The sequence below is a fragment of the Sulfurimonas hongkongensis genome (assembly GCF_000445475.1).
In the GTDB taxonomy this organism is placed as follows: Bacteria; Campylobacterota; Campylobacteria; order Campylobacterales; family Sulfurimonadaceae; genus Sulfurimonas; species Sulfurimonas hongkongensis.
This window is the reverse complement of the sequence record NZ_AUPZ01000005.1, coordinates 15,128-35,580: the sequence shown is the minus strand read 5'-3', so window position 1 is coordinate 35,580 and position 20,453 is coordinate 15,128. Positions and strand designations below refer to the sequence as shown.

The 20,453-nt window shown below is 35.7% G+C and carries 18 protein-coding genes; 1 reads left to right on the top strand and 17 read right to left on the bottom strand.

Going from position 1 to position 20,453, the window contains the following annotated elements; genetic code table 11:
- Positions 1 to 191 precede the first annotated feature (191 nt).
- From M947_RS16115 to pyk, 17 genes are all read right to left on the bottom strand, one after another.
- Positions 192 to 2,099, bottom strand: coding sequence for a TIGR00341 family protein (locus M947_RS16115; RefSeq protein WP_021287097.1), 1,908 nt, complete (start codon positions 2,097 to 2,099; stop codon positions 192 to 194).
- A gap of 214 nt (positions 2,100 to 2,313) precedes the next feature.
- Positions 2,314 to 2,721 carry a hypothetical protein gene (locus tag M947_RS16110; RefSeq protein WP_021287096.1) on the bottom strand — a complete coding sequence of 136 codons (408 nt, stop codon included), beginning with the start codon at positions 2,719 to 2,721 and terminating at the stop codon, positions 2,314 to 2,316.
- Positions 2,722 to 2,730: 9 nt separating this feature from the next.
- Positions 2,731 to 3,456, bottom strand: coding sequence for a Rieske 2Fe-2S domain-containing protein (locus M947_RS16105; RefSeq protein ID WP_021287095.1), 726 nt, complete (start codon positions 3,454 to 3,456; stop codon positions 2,731 to 2,733).
- 79 nt (positions 3,457 to 3,535) lie between these two features.
- Positions 3,536 to 4,918, bottom strand: a complete 1,383-nt coding sequence (locus M947_RS16100; RefSeq protein ID WP_162139347.1) for an FAD-dependent oxidoreductase — start codon at positions 4,916 to 4,918, stop codon at positions 3,536 to 3,538.
- A 346-nt stretch (positions 4,919 to 5,264) separates the two neighbouring features.
- Positions 5,265 to 6,113: a prephenate dehydratase gene (locus M947_RS16095; RefSeq protein WP_021287093.1), complete on the bottom strand. Its 849-nt coding sequence runs from the start codon at positions 6,111 to 6,113 to the stop codon at positions 5,265 to 5,267.
- Between the two features lie 4 nt (positions 6,114 to 6,117).
- Positions 6,118 to 7,032 carry a DUF234 domain-containing protein gene (locus tag M947_RS16090; protein ID WP_021287092.1) on the bottom strand — a complete coding sequence of 305 codons (915 nt, stop codon included), beginning with the start codon at positions 7,030 to 7,032 and terminating at the stop codon, positions 6,118 to 6,120.
- Positions 7,033 to 7,209: 177 nt separating this feature from the next.
- Positions 7,210 to 7,914, bottom strand: a complete 705-nt coding sequence (locus M947_RS16085; RefSeq protein WP_021287091.1) for a DsbA family protein — start codon at positions 7,912 to 7,914, stop codon at positions 7,210 to 7,212.
- 22 nt (positions 7,915 to 7,936) lie between these two features.
- The gene (locus M947_RS16080) at positions 7,937 to 9,130 is read right to left on the bottom strand and encodes an anaerobic nitric oxide reductase flavorubredoxin (protein WP_021287090.1); all 1,194 of its coding nucleotides are present in this window, start codon (positions 9,128 to 9,130) and stop codon (positions 7,937 to 7,939) included.
- An 18-nt stretch (positions 9,131 to 9,148) separates the two neighbouring features.
- On the bottom strand, positions 9,149 to 10,885 hold the full coding sequence (locus tag M947_RS16075; protein ID WP_021287089.1) for an ATP-binding protein: 1,737 nt from the start codon (positions 10,883 to 10,885) through the stop codon (positions 9,149 to 9,151).
- 8 nt (positions 10,886 to 10,893) lie between these two features.
- Complete coding sequence (locus tag M947_RS16070) at positions 10,894 to 12,126, bottom strand: OmpP1/FadL family transporter (RefSeq protein ID WP_021287088.1); 1,233 nt, start codon at positions 12,124 to 12,126, stop codon at positions 10,894 to 10,896.
- Positions 12,127 to 12,171: 45 nt separating this feature from the next.
- Positions 12,172 to 13,023: a deoxyribonuclease IV gene (nfo, locus tag M947_RS16065; RefSeq protein ID WP_021287087.1), complete on the bottom strand. Its 852-nt coding sequence runs from the start codon at positions 13,021 to 13,023 to the stop codon at positions 12,172 to 12,174.
- Positions 13,023 to 13,490 carry a hypothetical protein gene (locus M947_RS16060; protein ID WP_031347888.1) on the bottom strand — a complete coding sequence of 156 codons (468 nt, stop codon included), beginning with the start codon at positions 13,488 to 13,490 and terminating at the stop codon, positions 13,023 to 13,025. The genes nfo and M947_RS16060 overlap by 1 nt, the downstream gene beginning before the upstream one ends.
- 210 nt (positions 13,491 to 13,700) lie before the next feature.
- Positions 13,701 to 14,054 (bottom strand): DUF1641 domain-containing protein, encoded by a 354-nt coding sequence (locus tag M947_RS16055; protein WP_021287085.1) that lies wholly within the window; start codon positions 14,052 to 14,054, stop codon positions 13,701 to 13,703.
- Between the two features lie 9 nt (positions 14,055 to 14,063).
- Positions 14,064 to 15,254 carry an NAD(P)/FAD-dependent oxidoreductase gene (locus M947_RS16050; protein WP_021287084.1) on the bottom strand — a complete coding sequence of 397 codons (1,191 nt, stop codon included), beginning with the start codon at positions 15,252 to 15,254 and terminating at the stop codon, positions 14,064 to 14,066.
- A gap of 86 nt (positions 15,255 to 15,340) precedes the next feature.
- On the bottom strand, positions 15,341 to 16,018 hold the full coding sequence (locus M947_RS16045) for a response regulator transcription factor (RefSeq protein ID WP_021287083.1): 678 nt from the start codon (positions 16,016 to 16,018) through the stop codon (positions 15,341 to 15,343).
- The gene (locus tag M947_RS16040) at positions 16,002 to 17,447 is read right to left on the bottom strand and encodes a PAS domain-containing sensor histidine kinase (RefSeq protein WP_021287082.1); all 1,446 of its coding nucleotides are present in this window, start codon (positions 17,445 to 17,447) and stop codon (positions 16,002 to 16,004) included. The genes M947_RS16045 and M947_RS16040 overlap by 17 nt, the downstream gene beginning before the upstream one ends.
- 39 nt (positions 17,448 to 17,486) lie before the next feature.
- The gene (pyk, locus tag M947_RS16035; protein ID WP_021287081.1) at positions 17,487 to 18,938 is read right to left on the bottom strand and encodes a pyruvate kinase; all 1,452 of its coding nucleotides are present in this window, start codon (positions 18,936 to 18,938) and stop codon (positions 17,487 to 17,489) included.
- A 243-nt stretch (positions 18,939 to 19,181) separates the two neighbouring features.
- On the opposite strand from pyk, the gene M947_RS16030 reads away from it, so the two are divergent.
- A complete protein-coding gene (locus tag M947_RS16030; protein ID WP_031347887.1) occupies positions 19,182 to 20,450 on the top strand; it encodes a Y-family DNA polymerase in 1,269 nt (422 codons plus the stop codon).
- The last annotated feature ends 3 nt before the right edge of the window (positions 20,451 to 20,453 follow it).

Genomic DNA, 20,453 nt, shown 5'->3' with positions numbered 1-20,453 from the left:
TACATCTTTATTTGCAGTTTGTAACATAGGTGTAAAATTGTAACATTGAGAGTTTTTATAGGTGCAAAAGTGCTGAAAACCTGCTTAAGAGAGAGATTATATTTTATATAAATAATTATAAGAATGTGTAATATAGAGACACTTTAGTTACTATCATGCAGTTTTTTAGACCCTCTTAATTTAGATCTGCCTCACTCAACTATAGTTCTCATAGAAACATTTAGCGTAACCTCATCATTTATATGCTCAGATATATTTTGCTTTAAACTCACTAAATCTTTTTTACTTAAGAGTGTGTTACTTCTTGTCTTTATGTATAAAAGCGGAATTTTAGAACTTAGATCTACTTCTAAAACTGCTATGTCTACTTTTTTGTTATCTATTGTGTATGTCTTGTTGTTTAGCCTGCTTAAGATACTATTTTGTTTTATTAGTTTTGTAAAAGAGATTATCAAAGGAATAGTGACTAAGGCTAAGATTATAGATGTATAAACTAGTCCTTTTTTTGCTCTTCTTAGTGGCGCGTAACCTAAGACTAAAAATGTCAAAGATGCAGAGAGTGTGATTCCTACAAGGTTGGTGATAAAGAGTAAAAATGAGCCATAGATAATGTCTATGTTACCCCAACCTATCCCTATACCTGTCACACTTAGCGGAGGTATGAGTGCAACAGCAATAGCCACACCCGCCAAACTTTTAGCTACTTCGCTTTTTGAATTAGCATAGGCTCCAGCGATTCCTGAGATGATAGCTACCATTAGATCAAGTACATTTGGGTTTAGTCGCCCTCGCATCTCTGGTGTTAACTCTGAGAGTGGCATAGAGTAAGTATATATACATGAGAAAAACAAAGCAGTAACTACTGCGTAGGCTAAGGTTTTTATACTGTTTGTTATGAGTTGGTTTTCAGCCCTAACTACTCCCATAGCAAGTGAGACTATAGGACCCATAAGTGGTGCTAAAATCATTGCACCGATGATAACAGGAGCAGAATTTTGAAACAAACCTGTGGTGGCTAGAAGTGTACTTAGTACCATAAGCACTATAAATATTGAGCTAAACTTTGAACTCTCTCTTAACGATGAAAACAAATCTTTAAAGTCATCTTCATCCGCTCTTTTAAACAAAGGTACGGTCTCGCTTAGTAAAGAGCCTACCATCTCACCCTTTGGTAAGTCATTTGTTTTTATAGTATCTTTTTCATCTTCTGTTGTAGATTTCTCAGGTAGATTTTTTATGTTTCTACCCAAGGCGATATGAAGAGCTTCTTTTATAATCTCTAAGTCGATAGTTTTTGAGCTTACAAAACTATCATCTATAGTAAAGTCCATAGGTTTAGAACTTGTAATATTGAGCTTTGAAGTTTTTATAACACCTATACTTTTAGGGAGGTTGTTTAGTGAAAATCTACTATAAAAAAACACTGAAAACAGATAGTAAACATATGACAATATACTAGTAGGAGAGAGTATAAATGCATTTAGCTTGCCATCTTGAAATGAGAACTCTTCATGAATCATGTTGCTACGAGCGTGCTTAACACTGTGTTCTAGTATCATGATGCCCGTTGATGCAGTATGGAGTTTATAATCTTTTGCTGTAGTAAACGTAAAATCTCTAAAGCTTAGATTGGTTAAATGCACAAAGAACTCTTTTATTTTTGTGAGCAAAAACTTCTTCTCTATGCTGGCATTATTTAAACCGTGAACATTCCCTATAATGATATTTGTAAAAGTAGGCTCACCATTACAAAGTAGTATGTCCACTTTCGCATACCTTGAAGTATCAAGTGCATCTTCAAGCGCTTCGTGTACATCGTTTGAGATCCCATAACTTGTAATAGTTTTAGAGTTTTTGCCAGTTGGCAAAATAGCTATATTTATGCTACTATTTAAATGATTTTTGAAAAATCTCTTTATCTTCTCATCGCTAAGATACACCAACACAAATGACTTTTGCTCATCTGCGTCAATAATATCATTATAGTATTTCAGCTCGACTTTTAACTTATAGTGAGTTTTTATAAGCAAAACTAAGTCGTTAAAGGCTGTAGTTTGTTCTTCATCTTTAGTTATAACTAAAAAAACTTTTTCTATCATTTGATTTCTACTTCTGAGTACAATTTGTTTTAATTTGTGGATTATATCATGATTTACAAAGAGCAGGTTCTATATCTTTTATCTGATTGTGTGTTTTTATTTTTATCATAAATAATAAAACTCGATTTAGGATCCCATGAGATCCCGTATCAAGTGCAAAACGAGAGTGGATGTTGAACGTAAAACGACAATGTTTTCGTTATCCTGGGGATGTTTAATATGAGCGCATACGGATATGACATGATGTGCACTGTCTAATTATCTGTGTATAATCTTCAAGTGCGTCATCTAGATTGTTTGCATCTATAGATAGAACTAAATCATCTGCATACATCTCTATCATTCTTGCTCTTTTATTGGCAAACTTATCTGCTTGTTTTTTATCATCTGGTAAGTATTTAGATGCGTCCGATGATTCTAAAATAGCTAGTTTTGCTTTTAGTTTTGCTACACCATCTTTCATCATCTTAGGTGTTGAGTAAAAGCCACCTTTTTGTATTAATTCTACTGCGGATAACATCTCACGCATATCTGAAGCAAGCTGCGCTTTTTCTTTAGCATTGGCTAGCAGAGATGAACTAAGAAGCAAGGTTACAACTGTAGTTATTATAATCTTTTTCACATTATTTCCTTAATATTGAATTATCTCTTTAGTATATTGGCTTAACTCAACCATGGTAGCACTTGTTTTTACTTTTTTCTTTGCTTTTCTTCTGCCCTCATAATATTTTTTAAACTCAGGTTTAAAAGCTTTAAAGTACTCATGAAATTTGTCTGGACCAAGTACACCAACTGCATAGATAGTGTCATCATCTGCTATCTCTAAAACTATAGATGCAAGAGGCTCTGAAGCTGGTCCAGATATGTTTTTGCACCCCTCTTTAGCTTCAAAACTAGAGAGATGGGATGAACAAACCATCACGCCACCATGATCACACGCCATAGTTTTTTTATCTTTTTGGACATACTGCAAAAAACTATCATCGGGAGTTGGATGAGCTAGTTGATGTGAACATATAGCACTATACGCTACAACTGTTCTGCCTTCACCAACTCCCCCCTTCCAGATATACTCTTCACCATACTCAGACTTCAATCTTACATCTTTAGCTGTAGTATCTTCTAAATCTAAAAGTATAGTAGGTGTAGCTACATAAGGATAATTAAAAACATAATTTGTCTCTTTTTTTAAATCAGTAAGTTTTATAGGTGAGCCTTGTGCATCTATGAGCTGTACTCTCTCATATGACTCGTATAGTCCTGTGCTAGCATATAGCCTGCCAGATATGGTTGATGGAGAGATTGCTACTAGCGCACCTGTAGCACCTACTACTCGTAAAAAGTTTCTTCTATCCATTTTGTCTATCTTCCTTTTTTTAAATATTAAGTTATTTATGAAGACCCTCTCTTAAAAAGAGAAGGGGCTTTAAAATAGCTTATGAGAACAGATCTCTCATAATTCCACCATACCAGTCACGAGTTGCTTTTGCAGTACCACTTGAGCGGTATTTGCCACTAGGAGATTTAGGTACATTACCTGCACTTACGATAATATTTTTTTCTTCACTAAAACTAAAGTCATGCGTAACCATAATAGCCTCTTCTGGATTATCACTAACCATAGAGTAGCAAACATTTCCAACTTTAATAGTACTCTTTTTAACTGGAAGTTCAAAAGCTTTTTTATGCAATCTATTAGCAATCTCAAGAGCACATTGTTTTCCAGTCCAATTAGCAGTTTGTCCACTTGGTGGCACAGTATGAGCTATAACATCACCAACAGCATAAATATCTTTATCTGTTTTAGTTTGGAATGAACAACCATTCATAACAACTCTTTTGAAGCTATCAGTAGTAGTTTCAACTCCACTCATCTCTATAACTGGGTTAGATATATTGTTAGGTATAAGATTTAAAACTGAGTACTTAAGAGTCTTAACTTTATACCCTTTATCTTCCATCTCATCTGCAATATGATATGTTACTGTTTTTGAAACTGGGTCAACATCTTGAATCTTAGCAAAGTCAATATGCTCAACTCTATCACCATATAGGTCTTTCCACGACTCTTTAAATGCAGCACCTTTAGATACTTTATTTGTAGCATTTAGTATTATAACTTTACCCTCAATGCCCTCTTTTTTCATATAAGCTGCTATCATACTAGCACGTTCAAATGGAGCTGGCGGACAACGGTATTTTCCATCTGAAGGAACAGTGATAACAACATTACCATCATCCATATCAACAAGTTGACGTTCTAAAATAATATGCTCTTTTCCTGGGATAAGTGCACCCGGAGCTACACGCTGAACATGCTTGATTTTTTCATCATCCCAATTTGGAAATTGTCCTTTATAGTCGTAACCAATTCCTGGAGACATTACTAAAATTTCATACTCAACTACACCTTTAGTTGTATGAATCTGCTTAGCAGCTCTATCAATACTAGTTACTTCAGCATGAAGCATCCCATAACCATTTGCCTCAACTGGCTGAGCATAATCATGTACAAACGTCCCAAGATTAACACCCTCTAACTTACCTAAGTAAGTATTAGAAAATGGACAAGACATAAAAGTATCGTTTTTTTCAATTACTAAAACATCAAATGTAGAATCTCTTTTCTTCAACTCTTTAGCAACAGTTAAGCCACCAAAACCACCACCGATAACTACTACCTTATGTTTACAAAGTTTTTTACCTGCTGCTGGAGCTGATGCTGGCTTAGCGCCCTCATTACATCCTGTTATTGTACCCATTGTTGCAGCTGCTGCAACGCTTAGTGCACCTATTTTAAGTGCTTCTCGACGATTCATTTTCATTCATTCTCCTTGGTTGATATAAGAAATCCAAATCTTTAGGATATAAACAATACTATAGGCTTTAAGATTATTAGAAACTTAAACTAAAAAAATAATATAAGCAAAACTAATTTTTTATCGCTGTAAAGTATAAGTTTTACTTATTTTACATACCTTAAAATTAACATGTTTTTAAACGTTGAAATATAGAAGTGCCTATTTAATGAGCTTTCGATGAAATAAACAATAAATAAACAGTAATTTTATCACATATTAGTGATATATCAAGATAATGTAATTATTTTGTCGAATATTGACAATGTGTGTATATTTGTAACGCAAAAAAATGCATCCCATTAAATCAAGCTTGTAATATCTCTCTCATAGAGTGAGGTATATAAGTACCAAGCATCTTAACTGTGCTGGCAAAGTAGGCTAACTCTTCAAGTGCAAGTCTTACATTTGCTTCATCTGGATGCCCATCTATATCTATGTGAAATTGAGAAAGCGTTAGAGTTCCACTCCCAGAGTAACTCTCTATTTTTATGATATTTACACTATTTGTCGCAAAACCACCAAGTACTTTGTAAAGCGCTGCTGGTATGTTTCTTACTTCAAAGATGATGGAAGTAATATACTTTTGATGTTCATGAAATGCAGGAACAATATGCTCTTTAGAGAGGACAAGAAAGCGAGTAGTGTTGTTTTTTATGTCTTGAAATCCCTCTTCTAAAATTTCTAAGTCATATTTCTCAGCTGTTAAGCTAGATGCTATGGCAGCGCAAGTCTTATCTTGCATATCTATAAGTTCTTGTGCTGAGCCTGCTGTGTCAAACTTTGCACGAGCCACAAGATTGTACTTCTCTATATGAGCTTTACATTGAGCAAGTGCTTGAGGATGTGATGAGACACTTTTTAAATCTTCTATCTTTGTTCCAGGAAGTGCTAGAAGACAGTGGTTTACTGGCTGATAATACTCACTAATGATAAATAGTTTCATTTTTGGTATGAGTCTGTATATCTCTTCAACCCTTCCCGCTGTCGAGTTTTCCATTGGAATCATCGCAATATTTGCTTTATCCTCTTCAACCAGATACATAGTCTCATCAAATGATTTGCATGCAATAGTTTCATACTCAGGAAACTGGCTATAGCAAGCTAAATGAGAGTAAGCACCCTCTACGCCTTGATAAGCAACTCTCTTTTTCATATGTTCAATACCTTTTTGTTGTACACTCTATAAAATCTTTTTCGTCTAAATCTTCTACTAAGATTTTGAAGTTTTTTAAAGAAAATAGTCTTAACTCAGTTCCTTTTAGACTTTTAAGTTCATTTGAGAAGCCATTTTTAGAGATAACAACATTTATATCAGCAGTTAACTCAGCTTTATTACATTGCTCTTTTAGTTTTGTAAGCTCAGTCTTTTTTGCTTTAGAATTAGAGTTTTTACAAATGCCCGCAACGATTTTTCCAGACTTTGTTTTTGCTAGTATCTCTATCTCTGTATTTCTATCCCAGTAGCTTCCTATCTCTACAATTGGGTCATCTTTAAAACTTTTTTTCATAACTTCCATTGCTAGTTTTGTAAAAGTTAGCTCAAAAAACTCTTGTTGTCGGTTAGCAAAGCTCTCTTTTGACTCTTTGTAGTCGCCATCTCTGATGCCTTTAAAATATGGAGATACAAAAGCAAACCAAAAGCGCATAAAGGGTTTAGTGAAGTTTAGTTTTTCATCTATATTGTCATCTAAATTTGGTGGAGATTCTAGTGAGTGCTCAGCTTCAAGCATACCACGTTTAAAAAGATTCTCTAAAGCGTACTCGCCATCAGTTCTTGAGATGCGAGCTTTTTTTAGAGCAGAATGAGTCCTGCGATCTCCCATAGCTATGCCACTTAAAAGCAGATGAGAGTGTCTGTCACTCTCGGTAATCTTTGTTATATCAGCGTGGATATATCTGTAGTTATTTAAAACCTTACTCTCTATTAGCTCTTCTAGTGGCACATCCACATCAACACTCCAGCCCATCCCGCCAAATACACAAAAGTACTTTATGGCTTGTTCCATATTTTTAGGATTATTTTGAAAGTAAAAAGAACGAAATTGTTCTAAGAGTGTTGGATGCTTTGCCATAAGGGAAGCCTTTAGTTTTGTTTTTGAAATTATACAGCAATAATGCGAAGATGGCTATAATTAGACAATTTAAAAAAACAGAGAACTGATTATGGATAAAAAAGCAGTACAAAACTATAAAATCAAATTTGTTGGAGCGATTTAATTTGAGTATAATCCAACAAATCCCTTTAAACTCTAAATACTAAACATTTTTAAAACATCGTTATATGTTCTGTATCCAGATGACATATCTATAATTTTGTTTTCTTTTACATAGATTAGACTAGGCATTCCTCTAGCTCCTAATTTTCCTGCTAGTGCAAAATCACTTTCAAGCTCTCTTTTCATCTCTTTAGAGTTAAAATACTTTTCAAACTCATCAATATCAATATCAAATTCTTCACAAATATCATGATAAAAATCTAGCTTTGTTGGGTCTAATCCTTTTGCGTAAAATTTTTCCTGAATTTTAGAGAAAAATCCTAGTACAGTTGAGCCATTATCATCCTTGTCTTTTAAGATTTTCTTTACAATATAGACGCTAAGACAAGCGGGCAAAGTGTCATAGTTAAACTCTTTTAAATCAAACAGCGAGTAAACAAATTTTTGATTAGTTCTTTTATGAACATTTTGCCACTCATTTTTTAAAAAACCCTTAAACTCATCATTCCAAGCATCTCCTCCACCAATTCTCAGCCCTCCTAAGACAACATTAAACTTTATGCCCTCTTTTGTACAAAACTCTTGTATCTTTTTAAGCTCCTCTGACATACCCCAGCACCATGAACACATAGGATCACCTACATAAAAAAGCTCTACTTTTTTTATATCAAGACTAACATCTTTTGAACCTACACTAGCTATGGAACATAAGCCAGTTTCACTATCACATGTTTGCATATATATCCTTTTAAAAATAACTTTAAAACTTCGTACTCTTTGCAAACTCCCTACCAAAATTCATGCAAGACTCTATACCTTCTTTATCTGGTGTCCACGCTATTTTTAGTCCATCGTTTACCAACTCAAATCCACTCTCTTTTAGTTTTTCATTTAGCACTTTTATATTTTCTCCACTCCAACCATAAGAACCAAAAGAAGCTGCTTGTTTTTCTTTAAAACCTAGTGATTTAATAAGCTCAAATATAGATGCTAAAGAGGTTAGAACTCCTTTGTTAACAGTAGGTGAGCCAACTAGTATAGCTTTTGATTTAAAGACTTCAGAGATTACATCATTTTTGTCTTTTTTACTTAGATGAAGTAATTTTACTCTTACTTCGCTATCTTCTTGTATCAAGCCTTTTGCAATAGCTTCTGCCATCAGCCTTGTTGCATCCCACATTGTGTCATATAGTATTGTTATTTGATTCTCTTTATAGTTTTCCGCCCATTTTAAGTAAAGCTCCACTATTTGAGTGGGATTATCTCTCCAGATAACTCCGTGAGAGGTGCAAATCATATCTATGTCAAGATTCATAGAGAGTATCTCGTTTATCTTTCTAGTAACTAGTTTATTGTATGGGGTGAGTATGTTTGCGTAGTATTTTAGGCACTCAATAAAGAGTTCACACTGATCTACTTCATCATTATATAGAGCCGAAGATGCATAGTGTTGTCCAAAAGCATCGTTACTAAAGAGGATGTTATCTTGGCTTAGATAACACGCCATGCTATCTGGCCAGTGAAGCATTGGCATCTCAACAAAGGTTAGCTCTTTTTTGCCTAAGCTTAGGGTGTCGCCACTCTTTACTACTACAAAATTCCAATCTTTATGATACTGCCCCTTAAGTGACTTAACACAGTTTTTTGTGCAGTAAATCGGAGTATCGGGGATATAGCTCATAAGTTCAGGAAGTGCACCTGTATGGTCTTTTTCTCCGTGGTTTATAACTATGTAGTCAATCTTTTTTAAGTCTATTTTATTTTTAAGATTTTTTATAAAAACATCAGTAAAAGGCTCTGAGACTGTATCTATAAGGACAGTTTTTTCTTCCTCAATCAAGTAAGCATTATAAGAAGAACCTCTGTGTGTTGAGTATTTAAAACCTTGATAATGTTCTATCTCCCAGTCAACATTTCCAACATGGTAGACATTGCTCTTAATATTAAAGTACATTTTAGACTCCTTTTACTTTTATTTGTTTAAAAACCCCATTGACTTCTCGCCATCAAAGCTAGCATCTTTTTCTCTTCTTATCTCGCTAACAAAGGCTTCTATGCTAAAGATTGGCTCTGGTGTGACTGCTACCTTATAAGCTGTATTTTTTATAATCAAGTTTATCTGACCACCAGTTAAAGAGTACTTAGCAAGTTCTGCTACATTAAAATCCTCAGTATATGGAGCGTTATCTGGTAACATCTTTTTCCAAAGACTAAGTCTTTGAGCCTCATCTGGTTTTTTAAACTCTATCTTGTAGTTAAAGCGTCTTGAGAATGCTTTGTCAATGTTCTCAAGTAAGTTTGTAGTAGCTATAAGCATTCCTTTGAAGTTTTCAATCTGCTCTAAAAAAATGTTTTGCATCTGATTGTGCATCTGCTCAGAGCCACTTGTTGCTCCACTTGATCTTGAACTTAAAAACTGATCTGCTTCATTTAAAAGTAGTATTGGCTCTGTTTTTGTTTTCTGGCTTAAATCATAAAAGGTGTCAAAAATCTTGCGAACATTTTTCTCACTCTCTCCAACATACATAGAGAGGATTTTAGAGCAGTCAAAGGCTAAAACTTGACGCTTAAGTGATTTGGCGAGCGAGTAAGCTGTCATAGTTTTACCAGTTCCTGCGTGTCCGTAGAAGATTATTCTAGCATCTATACCACTTTTTTTATCTTTTACGCCCCACTCAACTAAACGCCCCACTACCTCTTTGTCCACTTGACGCATCAAGTTTTCTAGAGTAGTTTGAGTATCTTTTGCTAAAACCACATCATCAAGTGAAGTCTCAGGCTCGATAAGTTCAAAAATATCTTGTTCTTCTATAAGAGCATTTAATTTTAACCTACGAACTTTTTTGTTCTTGTGAGGATGGATGATACTTTGAAGCACATCATCTACAATATAAAAAGCTCTTGAGATGCCACCAAAAGGATTTAACATCTCCTCATAGTCGATGATTCCCTCATTTACAAGGTTTGAACTCTCTTCTAAAAGTGAGCGGTTTTTGATACGATCATACTCATCTAATGAGATAAGATCGATAAGCGTATTCATATCTCTTAGTGACGAGTCAGATGCACTATACTCTTCACGAAGAAGTGCTAAAAATATTATCTCCTCTTTATATTCGAGCTTTTTTTGTTTAAAAAACTTGTCTAAAACAAGTTTTTGAGGAGTTTGCTCTACTCTTTGGTTTATTCTATTTTCTAAAAGTTGAAGCTTTTGCTGAATCCTATCTATACCCAAAGAGTGTTCATGCACATCTTGGCGGATAGTGCTCATCTTTTGATAAAGTTCTATACGAAAAAACTGATCTTGAAGATACTCTAGATGGTCACTATATGGCTTTATATCTGGCAACTCAACTTCACTTGCTCCATCTTGAAGTAGCTTTAAAAGTGATGGAGTTAGTCCAACTGCTGTGTTTAAAAGCTCTAGGGGAGTTATCTCTGATACCTTAACAGGCGCAAAACTTTGTTGATGTAACCAACCCAATTCTAAGAGAACTTTTACCTCTTTTAGATGCTCTAAATGCTTAAAATCATCATTTGGATAAAGCTCACTTAAAAGCTCTAAAACTAAAACATCATCTTGACCTTGAAGATATTTTTTCGTCAAATTTTGAAGCAATAAAGCTTCATTTGCACTACACTTTAGTTGTGTAAATATTTGAGACTCTTCTATGTTTTTTATCTGTATAAAATCAACTAGTATTTTCAATATTATCCTTAAAATTTATAACTCAAACCTGTTGAGACTATAAGTACATCTCCACCACTAAACTCGCCATCTAGGGTTGAGCTTCTAATCTTGCGATTTTCTCTCATAGAGTAAAGTGTTGCTAAACCCACTTCCATGCTATCACCTATCTTATAGCGACCACCAAAAGATAGTGCAAAACTATTTGAATCAGGAAGCTCAAAACCAATAGTTGCATCTGGAGCGGGTGATTCATCATAAACTACTCCAGCCATTAAAGTCATAGTATCTAACTCTTGAGTGATACCTAAGCGAAAAGTGTTTGTATCTTTCCAGTTTTTAGGTTTTGCATTGTCAAATGCTCCTATTAAAATAGCACTATTTAAAGCTCCATCATAGTCAAAATCCAAATCCTTATATGCCGACCACATAACTCTTTCATAAACAAGCTCTATAGTTGTCTGCGAGGGAAGCGTATATGCAACTGCCGCACTAAAGAGTGCGGGAAGAGGTACAAAGACTTCCCCGCCACCATTATAAGTAGCACCATCTAGCAAAGAGCTTAGTTTAGCATTTCCTTCTGAATTTAAGTTAACTTTTGAGCGATATGTTGTGGCTAACTCTAACTCGTTTGTAGGTTTATATGCTAGTGCTAGATTATAACCATAGCTAATTCCATCTCCAGTCATATCACGAGTTATTTTACTATATGTGCTAGGTCCAACAAGAGCAGTTCCATCACTCTTTACAACCCCAGAAGTATGCACAATTCTAAAGCCAAATGCAACTGAGAGTTTGTCATTTACAGGGATAGCTACTGTTGGATTTATCTCTATTACTTCAAGCGTAAACTCCTCTGCTGAAGTTTTTGCAGGCTCACTCTGCCATCTCTTTGAGAGTCCAGCAGGTACTACTATGCTAAGCCCTATGCGGGTCTCTCCAGCCCTACCTGAGACATAATGAAGATTTGGGACTATAAACGACTCTTTTTTTGACTCTAAACTATATGACCCACTACTTGAGACTTTGCCCCTATACTCAACTCTATCAAGTCCTATATATGTAAGGTCAAGCTCTACGATATGCTTATCTTCCATAAAAACCATATTTGCTGGGTTATAATAAGCTGCATCTGCACTCTTGTTATGAGCAATATTCGCAGCGCTCAAAGCTACAGCATTTAGGGAGTTTTCTGGTGTTTTATACCCTCCAGCCATAAGCATTGAGCTAGTCATTAACGACGAAAGCACTACTTTTTTCATAGTCTCACTCTTTTTAATTTGCTTGCAATCGTACATGAACTAAACTTAATTTTCCAAAGAGTAGAGTAGCTCTATCTCCTCTTTCCAGATGCTAGCATCTATGGTCTCAAGTATTAGCGGGATATCATTCATCCTCTCATCATTCATAATAAATCTAAAAGCATCAAGTCCTATTTCTCCCTCTCCTATGGAGTGATGTCTATCTTTTTTTGAACCTAGTGGTGGTTTAGAGTCATTTATGTGCATTCCCATCAAATACTCAAATCCTACAACATCACTAAACTCATTCCAAGTCTTCTCATAAGCCTCTTTTGTTCTTATGTCATATCCCGCTACAAACATATGACAGGTATCGATGCAGACTCCAACACGACTTTTATCTTCTACCTTTTCTATGATTTGTGCTAGATGTTCAAAGGTATAACCTAAGTTACTCCCTTGTCCAGCAGTGTTTTCTATAACCGCTTTAACTCCACTTGTTTTATCAAGTGCCATATTTATAGAATCAGCAATGATGCCAATACACTCATCTTCACTAATTTGCTTTAAGTGGCTCCCTGGGTGAAAGTTTAGTTTAACAAGTCCTAACTGTTCGCATCTTTGTATCTCATCTACAAAAGCTTCTCTTGATTTTTCCAACTTATCAGCTTCTGGGTGGCCAAGGTTTATAAGATATGAGTCGTGTGGCAAAACATGCTTAGCTAAAATCCCACTCTCAGCAAGTGCCTTTTTGAACTTATCTATAGTCTCTTTATCTAAATCTTTTGCAACCCACTGTCTCTGGTTTTTTGTAAAAAGGGCAAAAGCTCTAGCCCCAATTTTTACTGCATTCTCAACTGCGTTAAAGACTCCACCACTTGCACTTGTGTGTGCACCTACAAACTTTTTACTGCTCATTATTTTGTATCCTTTATCTTAAATATAATTTTATTTTTTCTATCTTTAAAAAATGTTTCTTCTTCGCTCACTCTATAGATTATATCTACATCTTCATCTACTATCTTTTGCTCAAACCCAGACTCTGTTTGCTCTCTACTTTTGCCACCATAAATCGCATCTGCTAACAAGATATTTTGAAGTATCTCACTAGGATAAGACTCATGCAGATACTCTTTGTTAAAGTTAGACTTTGTCATACATCCATCACTTGTGCAGATAAGGTGGTTAATGCTAATCTTCTCTATAGCCCTAGATGCAACAAAGAGTTCTAACTCTATGGAATCCTCTGTATTTCTGACATAACCCAAGTCTGCAAATTTGAGTTTTTTAGTCTTTATGATGATAACTTTAGTCTGAGTGATTTCATAATTTTTAACACTACAAGCACTAAATAAAAGCGCAAAAACGATAAGTAAATATTTCATAAGTAGGATTATAGCAAGATATGTGTTTTTCAAATACAAGTTGTAAAATTTAGAGGATTTTTATAAGCTATATAATCTTTTAACTCTTTTTTCTCGCTCCAATGCTCTGCGTTGGAGTGTATATATACTTATTGGTCTGATTGATTTTGTTGGGGCTTATATGCGTTACCACGCGGAGCGTGGGAACGAGAAGGAAAAACGAATAGGACTTTAGAGTTGTTTACCTATACCTTTTGTTAGGTTTAGCATGAAACTTAAGCCTTTTCTTGTATCTTCATCCCCCATCAGCTTTAAGATGCCAAAGAGTGATGGTACTTCATTTTTTGCTGTCTCTCTTTTTGCATAGCGAACTGCATTGTCTGTTATAAACCCAGCAGATGCAAGGTTGTCTACTGTATGAATCATCTTCTCAACCATCGGTGAGGTTGTCATCTCTATGTTGTCTGAGATAAGCGCCATTAGGTCTATAAGATTGTCTATGCGTCCTGTTTGGATCAGCATTGTCATTTTTGCTTCTAGTTCTTGCATCTCTTTTGTTTTTAATACTTCTACTTTTTCACTCATAATTTTCTCCTATACCATTCCACGAGCTGCTGCCCAGTAGATGCCTTTGTTAAAACCTTTTCTTACAAAGCTACCTAGTTTGCTACAAGGTGTTGGGGCTACATCTTTATCATAGTTATACCAAAGTGGCATTCCACAAGAGAGTCCCATTTGAGCTATGGCAATTACTAAGCCATCATAACTCTCACTCGTATATCCATGTCTAAGCTCAGATGCGATGTTATCTGCTACAACATCTGTTTGGTTATGTACAGTTCCACCAGCTTTTGAGACTGGTAAATCCACCGTATCACCTAGAGTATATACATTGTCTAAGCCTTTTACTTTTAGAGTCTCTTTGTCTGTTGGAAGCCAACCCTCATCATCTAAAGCTTGAGAGATTCCTGACTCTCTTATAAACTTTGTAGCTGTAAAAGGCGGTGTTGACATTAGTATGTCAAACTCTATCTCTTCGCCCTCAGCTGAGATGGCTACTTTCTTTTTAGCATCTACCTTACTTAGTGTAAAACCAGATTGATGCTTAACACCCAAACTATCAAAAATAGAAGGCAGTACATTTGAAGTAGGCTCTTGCATGAAAAGCCCGTTAGTTACGGATTGTGCCACGGTTGGATAGGTATAGATTATCTCTATATCATCTCGCACACCTCTCTCTGTTAAGAAATCATGCAACATCATAGTTGTCTCAACTGGTGCAATACCACACTGATGTGGAATATTTGGAGTTTTTGGAAAGTTTACAGTAACAAGGACTCTTCCCTTTTTGATATCGTGAAACTTTTTTGCTAACTTTGTAGCGCCTTCGTAAGTATAAAACCAGTCTCCAGCCTCACTAAGCCCTGGAATTCTCTCTGGCGCCACCTCACATCCAGTAGCTAAGACTAAAAAGTCATAATCAAACTTTTTACCCTTTTTTGTTTTAACAAAGTTGCCGTTTGTGCTTATCTCTGTAGCTTCTTCTACTTCAAAGTTTATCTCACTCATAAGAAGGGCGCGTTGATCTCTTACAAACTCATATCCTTCTGATTTTCCAAAAGCAACATACATTGCACCTGGTTTATAGTAGTGATATTTAGAGTTAGAGATTAGCGTAATCTCTAACTCATCTCTATCTATCTCAGGCATCAATTTCTTTGCAAGATTGTTCGCAGTCATAGTTCCAGCGGTTCCACCACCAACTATAAGAATCTTTTTCTTCATACTCTCTCTCCTTATTTTAGCTATGGTGAATGCTAACTTAAAATAAGAAGTTTAGTATAAGGAGTGTATAAGGTTTACATAAGATTTTACTCTATCCTGTATCCAAGCCCTTTTACATTTTCTATAACACCTTGATAGAGTTTTTTCCTAATACCAGCTACTACCATCCTAATGGCATCTGCACTAACACTCTCTTGCCAAACACTATGTTCAATCTGCTCTATACTCACTATAGATTTTCTATTTTTTAACAACAACTCAAGAAGAAGTACCTCTTTTTTTGTGAGCTTTATACTCTCTTGCCCTTTTTTTACTAACTTTTGTTTATAGCTATAAGAGTAATCTTCATTTAAAAAAATCTCCTCACTTAGTATGCTACCTTTAGATACACTTGAAGATATTGCGACTAGAAACTCATCTATATCTATGGGCTTTTTAAGATAAAAATCAACATTAGACTCTACTGCTATGTTTATATACTCTGGCGTATTATAAGCTGTCATAACCACTCTTATGGTGTTTGGTGAGAGTTGTGATATCTTTTGTAGTAGATGCAAGCCATCAACTTGTGGCATCTCTATATCTGAGATGATAACGTCTGATGGACTCTCTTTAAAAAGTTCTAAGGCTTGCATAGCATCTTTTGCAACTCTGACCTCTTTGAAGTAGATGGACAAAACGCGACTAAGCCACTTTAGGGTGCTCTCATCATCTTCTGCGATTAAAAGTGTAAGTGCTTGCAGTCTTTTATGAATGGCTTGCATCTTCATAACCTTTTTTTAACATGATAGTAAACTTCACACCATCTTTGATATTTTTAACCGCTAAAAGCCCGTTCATATGGCTCTCAATAATTACTTTTGACATATAGAGCCCTATCCCACTTCCTTTGTCTTTTGTTGTAAAGTATGGGTTAAATATCTTTGGCATATCCTCCCTTGAAATGCCTCCACCATTGTCAACTATCTCTATATGAAGATTGTTTTTGACTCGTTTAATGATTATCTCTATCTTTGCATTTTTCACACTTTTTGAGACTATAGCCATCATTGAGTTATGAATCATGTTTAGTATTACTTGCCTAAACTTATTTGCAAAGCCTAAAACACTCAAGTCTAAGCTCTCATCTTTTGTTATTTTTATCGTAATATTGTAGTTTTTTAGTTGTATATCTATAAGTCTTATGGCATCTTCTATGCTTTTTAGAACATTAAAACTCTCTTTTTGTTTAGATATTCTAAAAAACATACTAAAGTCATCGATGGTTTGAGACATGTAGTTTAGCTTTTGCATCATCTCTGCTTCTATCTCTTTTAAAAACCTAGCATCTATGTTTTTTTGGCTTGATATGTGTCTAAGCCCTTGTACTATGATGCCTAGACTATTTAAGGGTTGTCTCCATTGATGAGCTATAGAGTCTATCATCTCACCCATAGCAGCGAGTCTTGACTGATGGCACATTATCTCATGCTGTTGTGATCTTTTTGCGACTTCTATCTCAACTTGTTTTTTTAGTTTGTCTTGATACATTATATCTTCTGTAATGTCTGAGGTTATCATGATAATCTCATCCCTACTCTCTAGGTAAGCCAAGGACATACTAGCATTTAAATGGACTCCAGACTTTGTGACACAAACCTTTTTAAACTTCTCAAAACTTCCAAACTCTATGGCTTTTTCAACCGCAGTCTTTGATGGAGCCGCATATTCAGCAGATGAGAGAGAGATGCAAGATTCACTATAAAGCTCTTCCATCGTATACTCCATCATATTTTGAAAAAACTTGTTTGCATACAAAAACATTCCATCTCTATCTAAAATAGAGATGCCATTTGCCGCAAGGTCAAAGACCGCTTGAAGTTCCTCTTTTTTAGAAGTAAGCTCACTCAAACTCTGCTTTAGTTTTGACTCAACTTCAAAGTAAGCCGTAATATCATAAAAATAAAAAACATCAGACTTATAGTAAGCCCCATACTCCTGCCCATCCCAACTAATGACGCTACTCTTAGACTTTTTTTTCCTAAGCTTTTTCAGCCTCTTATAAGCTTTAGCATCAAATATGTCTTTTAGTTTTTTATGCTTTAATTTCTTTAAACTCTTTTTGCCACCATAGACACCAACAACTACCTTACCATTAGTCTCAACAATGATGGATTTTGGCATATTTTTTAAAATATCTGATTTTTTTCTCATAAGACCTCGTAACTTTGTTTAGTTTATAGCGTTAAAGAGCTATGCATCTATCAACGAGTGAAAATATTCCATTTCATTGGCTCTTAGTATTCGTATCATATTTGTTGAGCCCTCAACGCCTATTGGGTCGCCTGCTGTTAATACATAGCTTTTATCAAGGTGAAGAGCTTTCCTATCAAAGCCTTGTCTCATGACCTCTGCGAGCATCTTCTCTAAAGAGTCTTCTTTAACTAAAAAAGCAGGAACAATGCCCCAACAAATAGTTAAAAATCTTGATACTTTTATGTCATGCGTTACACCATATATATCTCTACGAGGTCGATATCTAGCTATTTTTCTAGCTGATGTACCTGAAGTGGTGAGTGCTATGATTCCCCAAGCATCTACATCTTCGCACAGTCTGGCCGCTGCTTGATTTACGCTATCAGCTGCATCTATGACTTTAAACTTTGAAAACTCATTAAAAGAGTAGATTTCTTCTGCTCCTTGAATCGCCTCAAACATGGTCTTTACCGCCAATACAGGGTTGTGCCCCACTGCACTCTCCTCTGAGAGCATAACTGCATCTGTACCATCTAAAACAGCATTGGCAATATCGCTAATCTCTGCGCGAGTTGCTCTGTCTTTTTCTGTCATTGAGAGCAACATCTGGGTTGCAGTTATAACTGGCTTTGCTACCTCATTTGCTTTTCTAATTAGCATTTTTTGCAGGCTTGGCACTTCATAAAAAGGCACTTCTATACCTAAGTCTCCACGCGCAACCATTATGCCATCACTAGCTTCTAAGATAGCATCAATATTCTCAACTGCATCAAATTTTTCTATCTTTGCAAAGAGCTGCACTCTGCCGTTGTTCTGTTTGATAATCTCTCTTGCCTGAATCATATCTGATGCATTTTGAACAAAAGAGATAGCCATAAAATCAACATCATTTTCAATGCCCCAAAGTATATCTTCTTTGTCTTTTTTTGTGATTATCTCTATGCCCAAACGAGTATTAGGAAAATTTACACCCTTTTTCGAGGAGAGCATTCCACTATTTTCTACAACAACTTTTACATTAGATGCAGAGGCTTCGATAACTTTTGTACGGATCATTCCATCATAAAGATATATATAATCGCCTATGTGCAACTGCTTTAAAATAGTTGGCTGATTGATGCAAGTGCGGTAGCTATTTTCACCGAGCTGCACGCCTAAGATATCTTCTGCAACAAACTCTACAGTATCATTTTCTTTAAGCTTAAAAGGCTCATCAATCTTACCCACACGAATCTTTGGTCCGCTAATATCTTGTAAAACGCCAGTTAAAAGCCCTGTGTTTTTTTCAGCTTGACGAATTCTATGCAGAACTTCATAATGGTACTCATGCGTCCCGTGTGAAAAATTTAGTCGAAAAACATTAACACCTGCTAAGATAAGTGCCTCTATAACCTCAAGCGAATCAGATGCTGGGCCAACAGTGGCTATAATTTTGGTTCTTTTTTTCATGTATGCCCCTTTTTATAGCTATATAGTAAGTTATAATAGCATAATCTATCCACAAATGAATATCTAAGTTTTCAAATAAGATTTCTCTGCTTCTATTTAGCACTCCTCTACACTGAGAGTGTGAAATAACTCGGAAGTGAGGCTTTACAAACTGCTCTTGATCCCAAAGTTCGCAGTTTTATTTTTCTTGACAACTTGTCATATTTTTAACTTCTTTATTTAAAATCCCCTATAATTCTAACTATGAAAATACACATAGATATAGACTGCTTTTTTGTAAGTGCCGTTCGCATTAGTGAGCCATCATTGGAGGGGAAACCTGTGGCTATTGGTGGGAGAAGTGATGCTCAGATTTTTACAAAAGAAGCAAAGAAGCAGAGTGTTAACCTTGAGAACTCTGGCTCTTTTGTTAGCACTTTTTATAAAACTTATGAGAAGAGTGATGATATAGATGCTTTTGTAGATACAGATGGAAGAGTTCGTGGGATTTTAACTACCTCATCTTATGAAGCTCGCTCTTTTGGGATTAAAACTGCTATGACCATAAGAGAGGCTTTGATGCTCTGTCCACATCTCATCATAAAAGCACCAAACATGTCTCTATATCAAAAGCTCTCGCATAAGCTTCATGAGTTTTTACAGTCAAAAATCCCTCTCATTGAGCAAGCCAGCATCGATGAGTTTTATGGTGATTTGTCTGGTTGGGTGGAAGATGATGAAGTTGAGCAGTTTATTGATAACCTTAGACATGAGATAAAAAGAGAGCTAAAACTCCCAGTATCCATCGGAGCGGCAAACACTCGCTTCATCGCAAAGCTAGCCACTTCAAGCGCAAAACCTTTTGGATGCAAAACTATCTATGCAAACGGTGTTGACTCTTTTATAAAAGATATCCCTGTTAAAGAGTTTGCTGGCATTGGTAAAAGTATGCAGGAGAAGCTAAGCTCTGTTCAGATTCGTACTTTAGGAGAGTTACAGCAGAGACGTGGCACTATTGAGTCGTGGGGGCCTTACGCAAAAGAGCTTTATAAAAGAGTTTGCGGTCTCTCAGATGAGAACATTAAGACAACTCACAAAAGAAAGTCCATCGGCATCTCAAGAACATTTGACCCCATCTTTGATAGAGGTGAGTTAAGACGAAGAGTGCATATCTTAGCCAGACATCTAAGTTACGCTATCTTAAAACTTGATGTCATCCCAACTGTTTTTCATCTTAGCATCTCTTATGAGATGCGACAAAGTTCACATAAAAACATCTCACTAGCTGAGATATTTACAGAAAAAAAGTTTGACTCTCTTTGCTTGAGCCTCTTTAATGAGGCAGACATCCACAAGAGACTCCACGCCATCAGGCTTAGCATCAACTGCTCAAGCTTTACAAGAGACTCTAAAAAAGAGCTCTCCCTCATAGGTTTTGAAGATGATCAAAAGATGAAAACACTAAGCGAGCAGACACATAAACTTAGAGAAAAGTATGGACTAGATGCCATCAAATGGGCAAGTGAACTTTAGTGT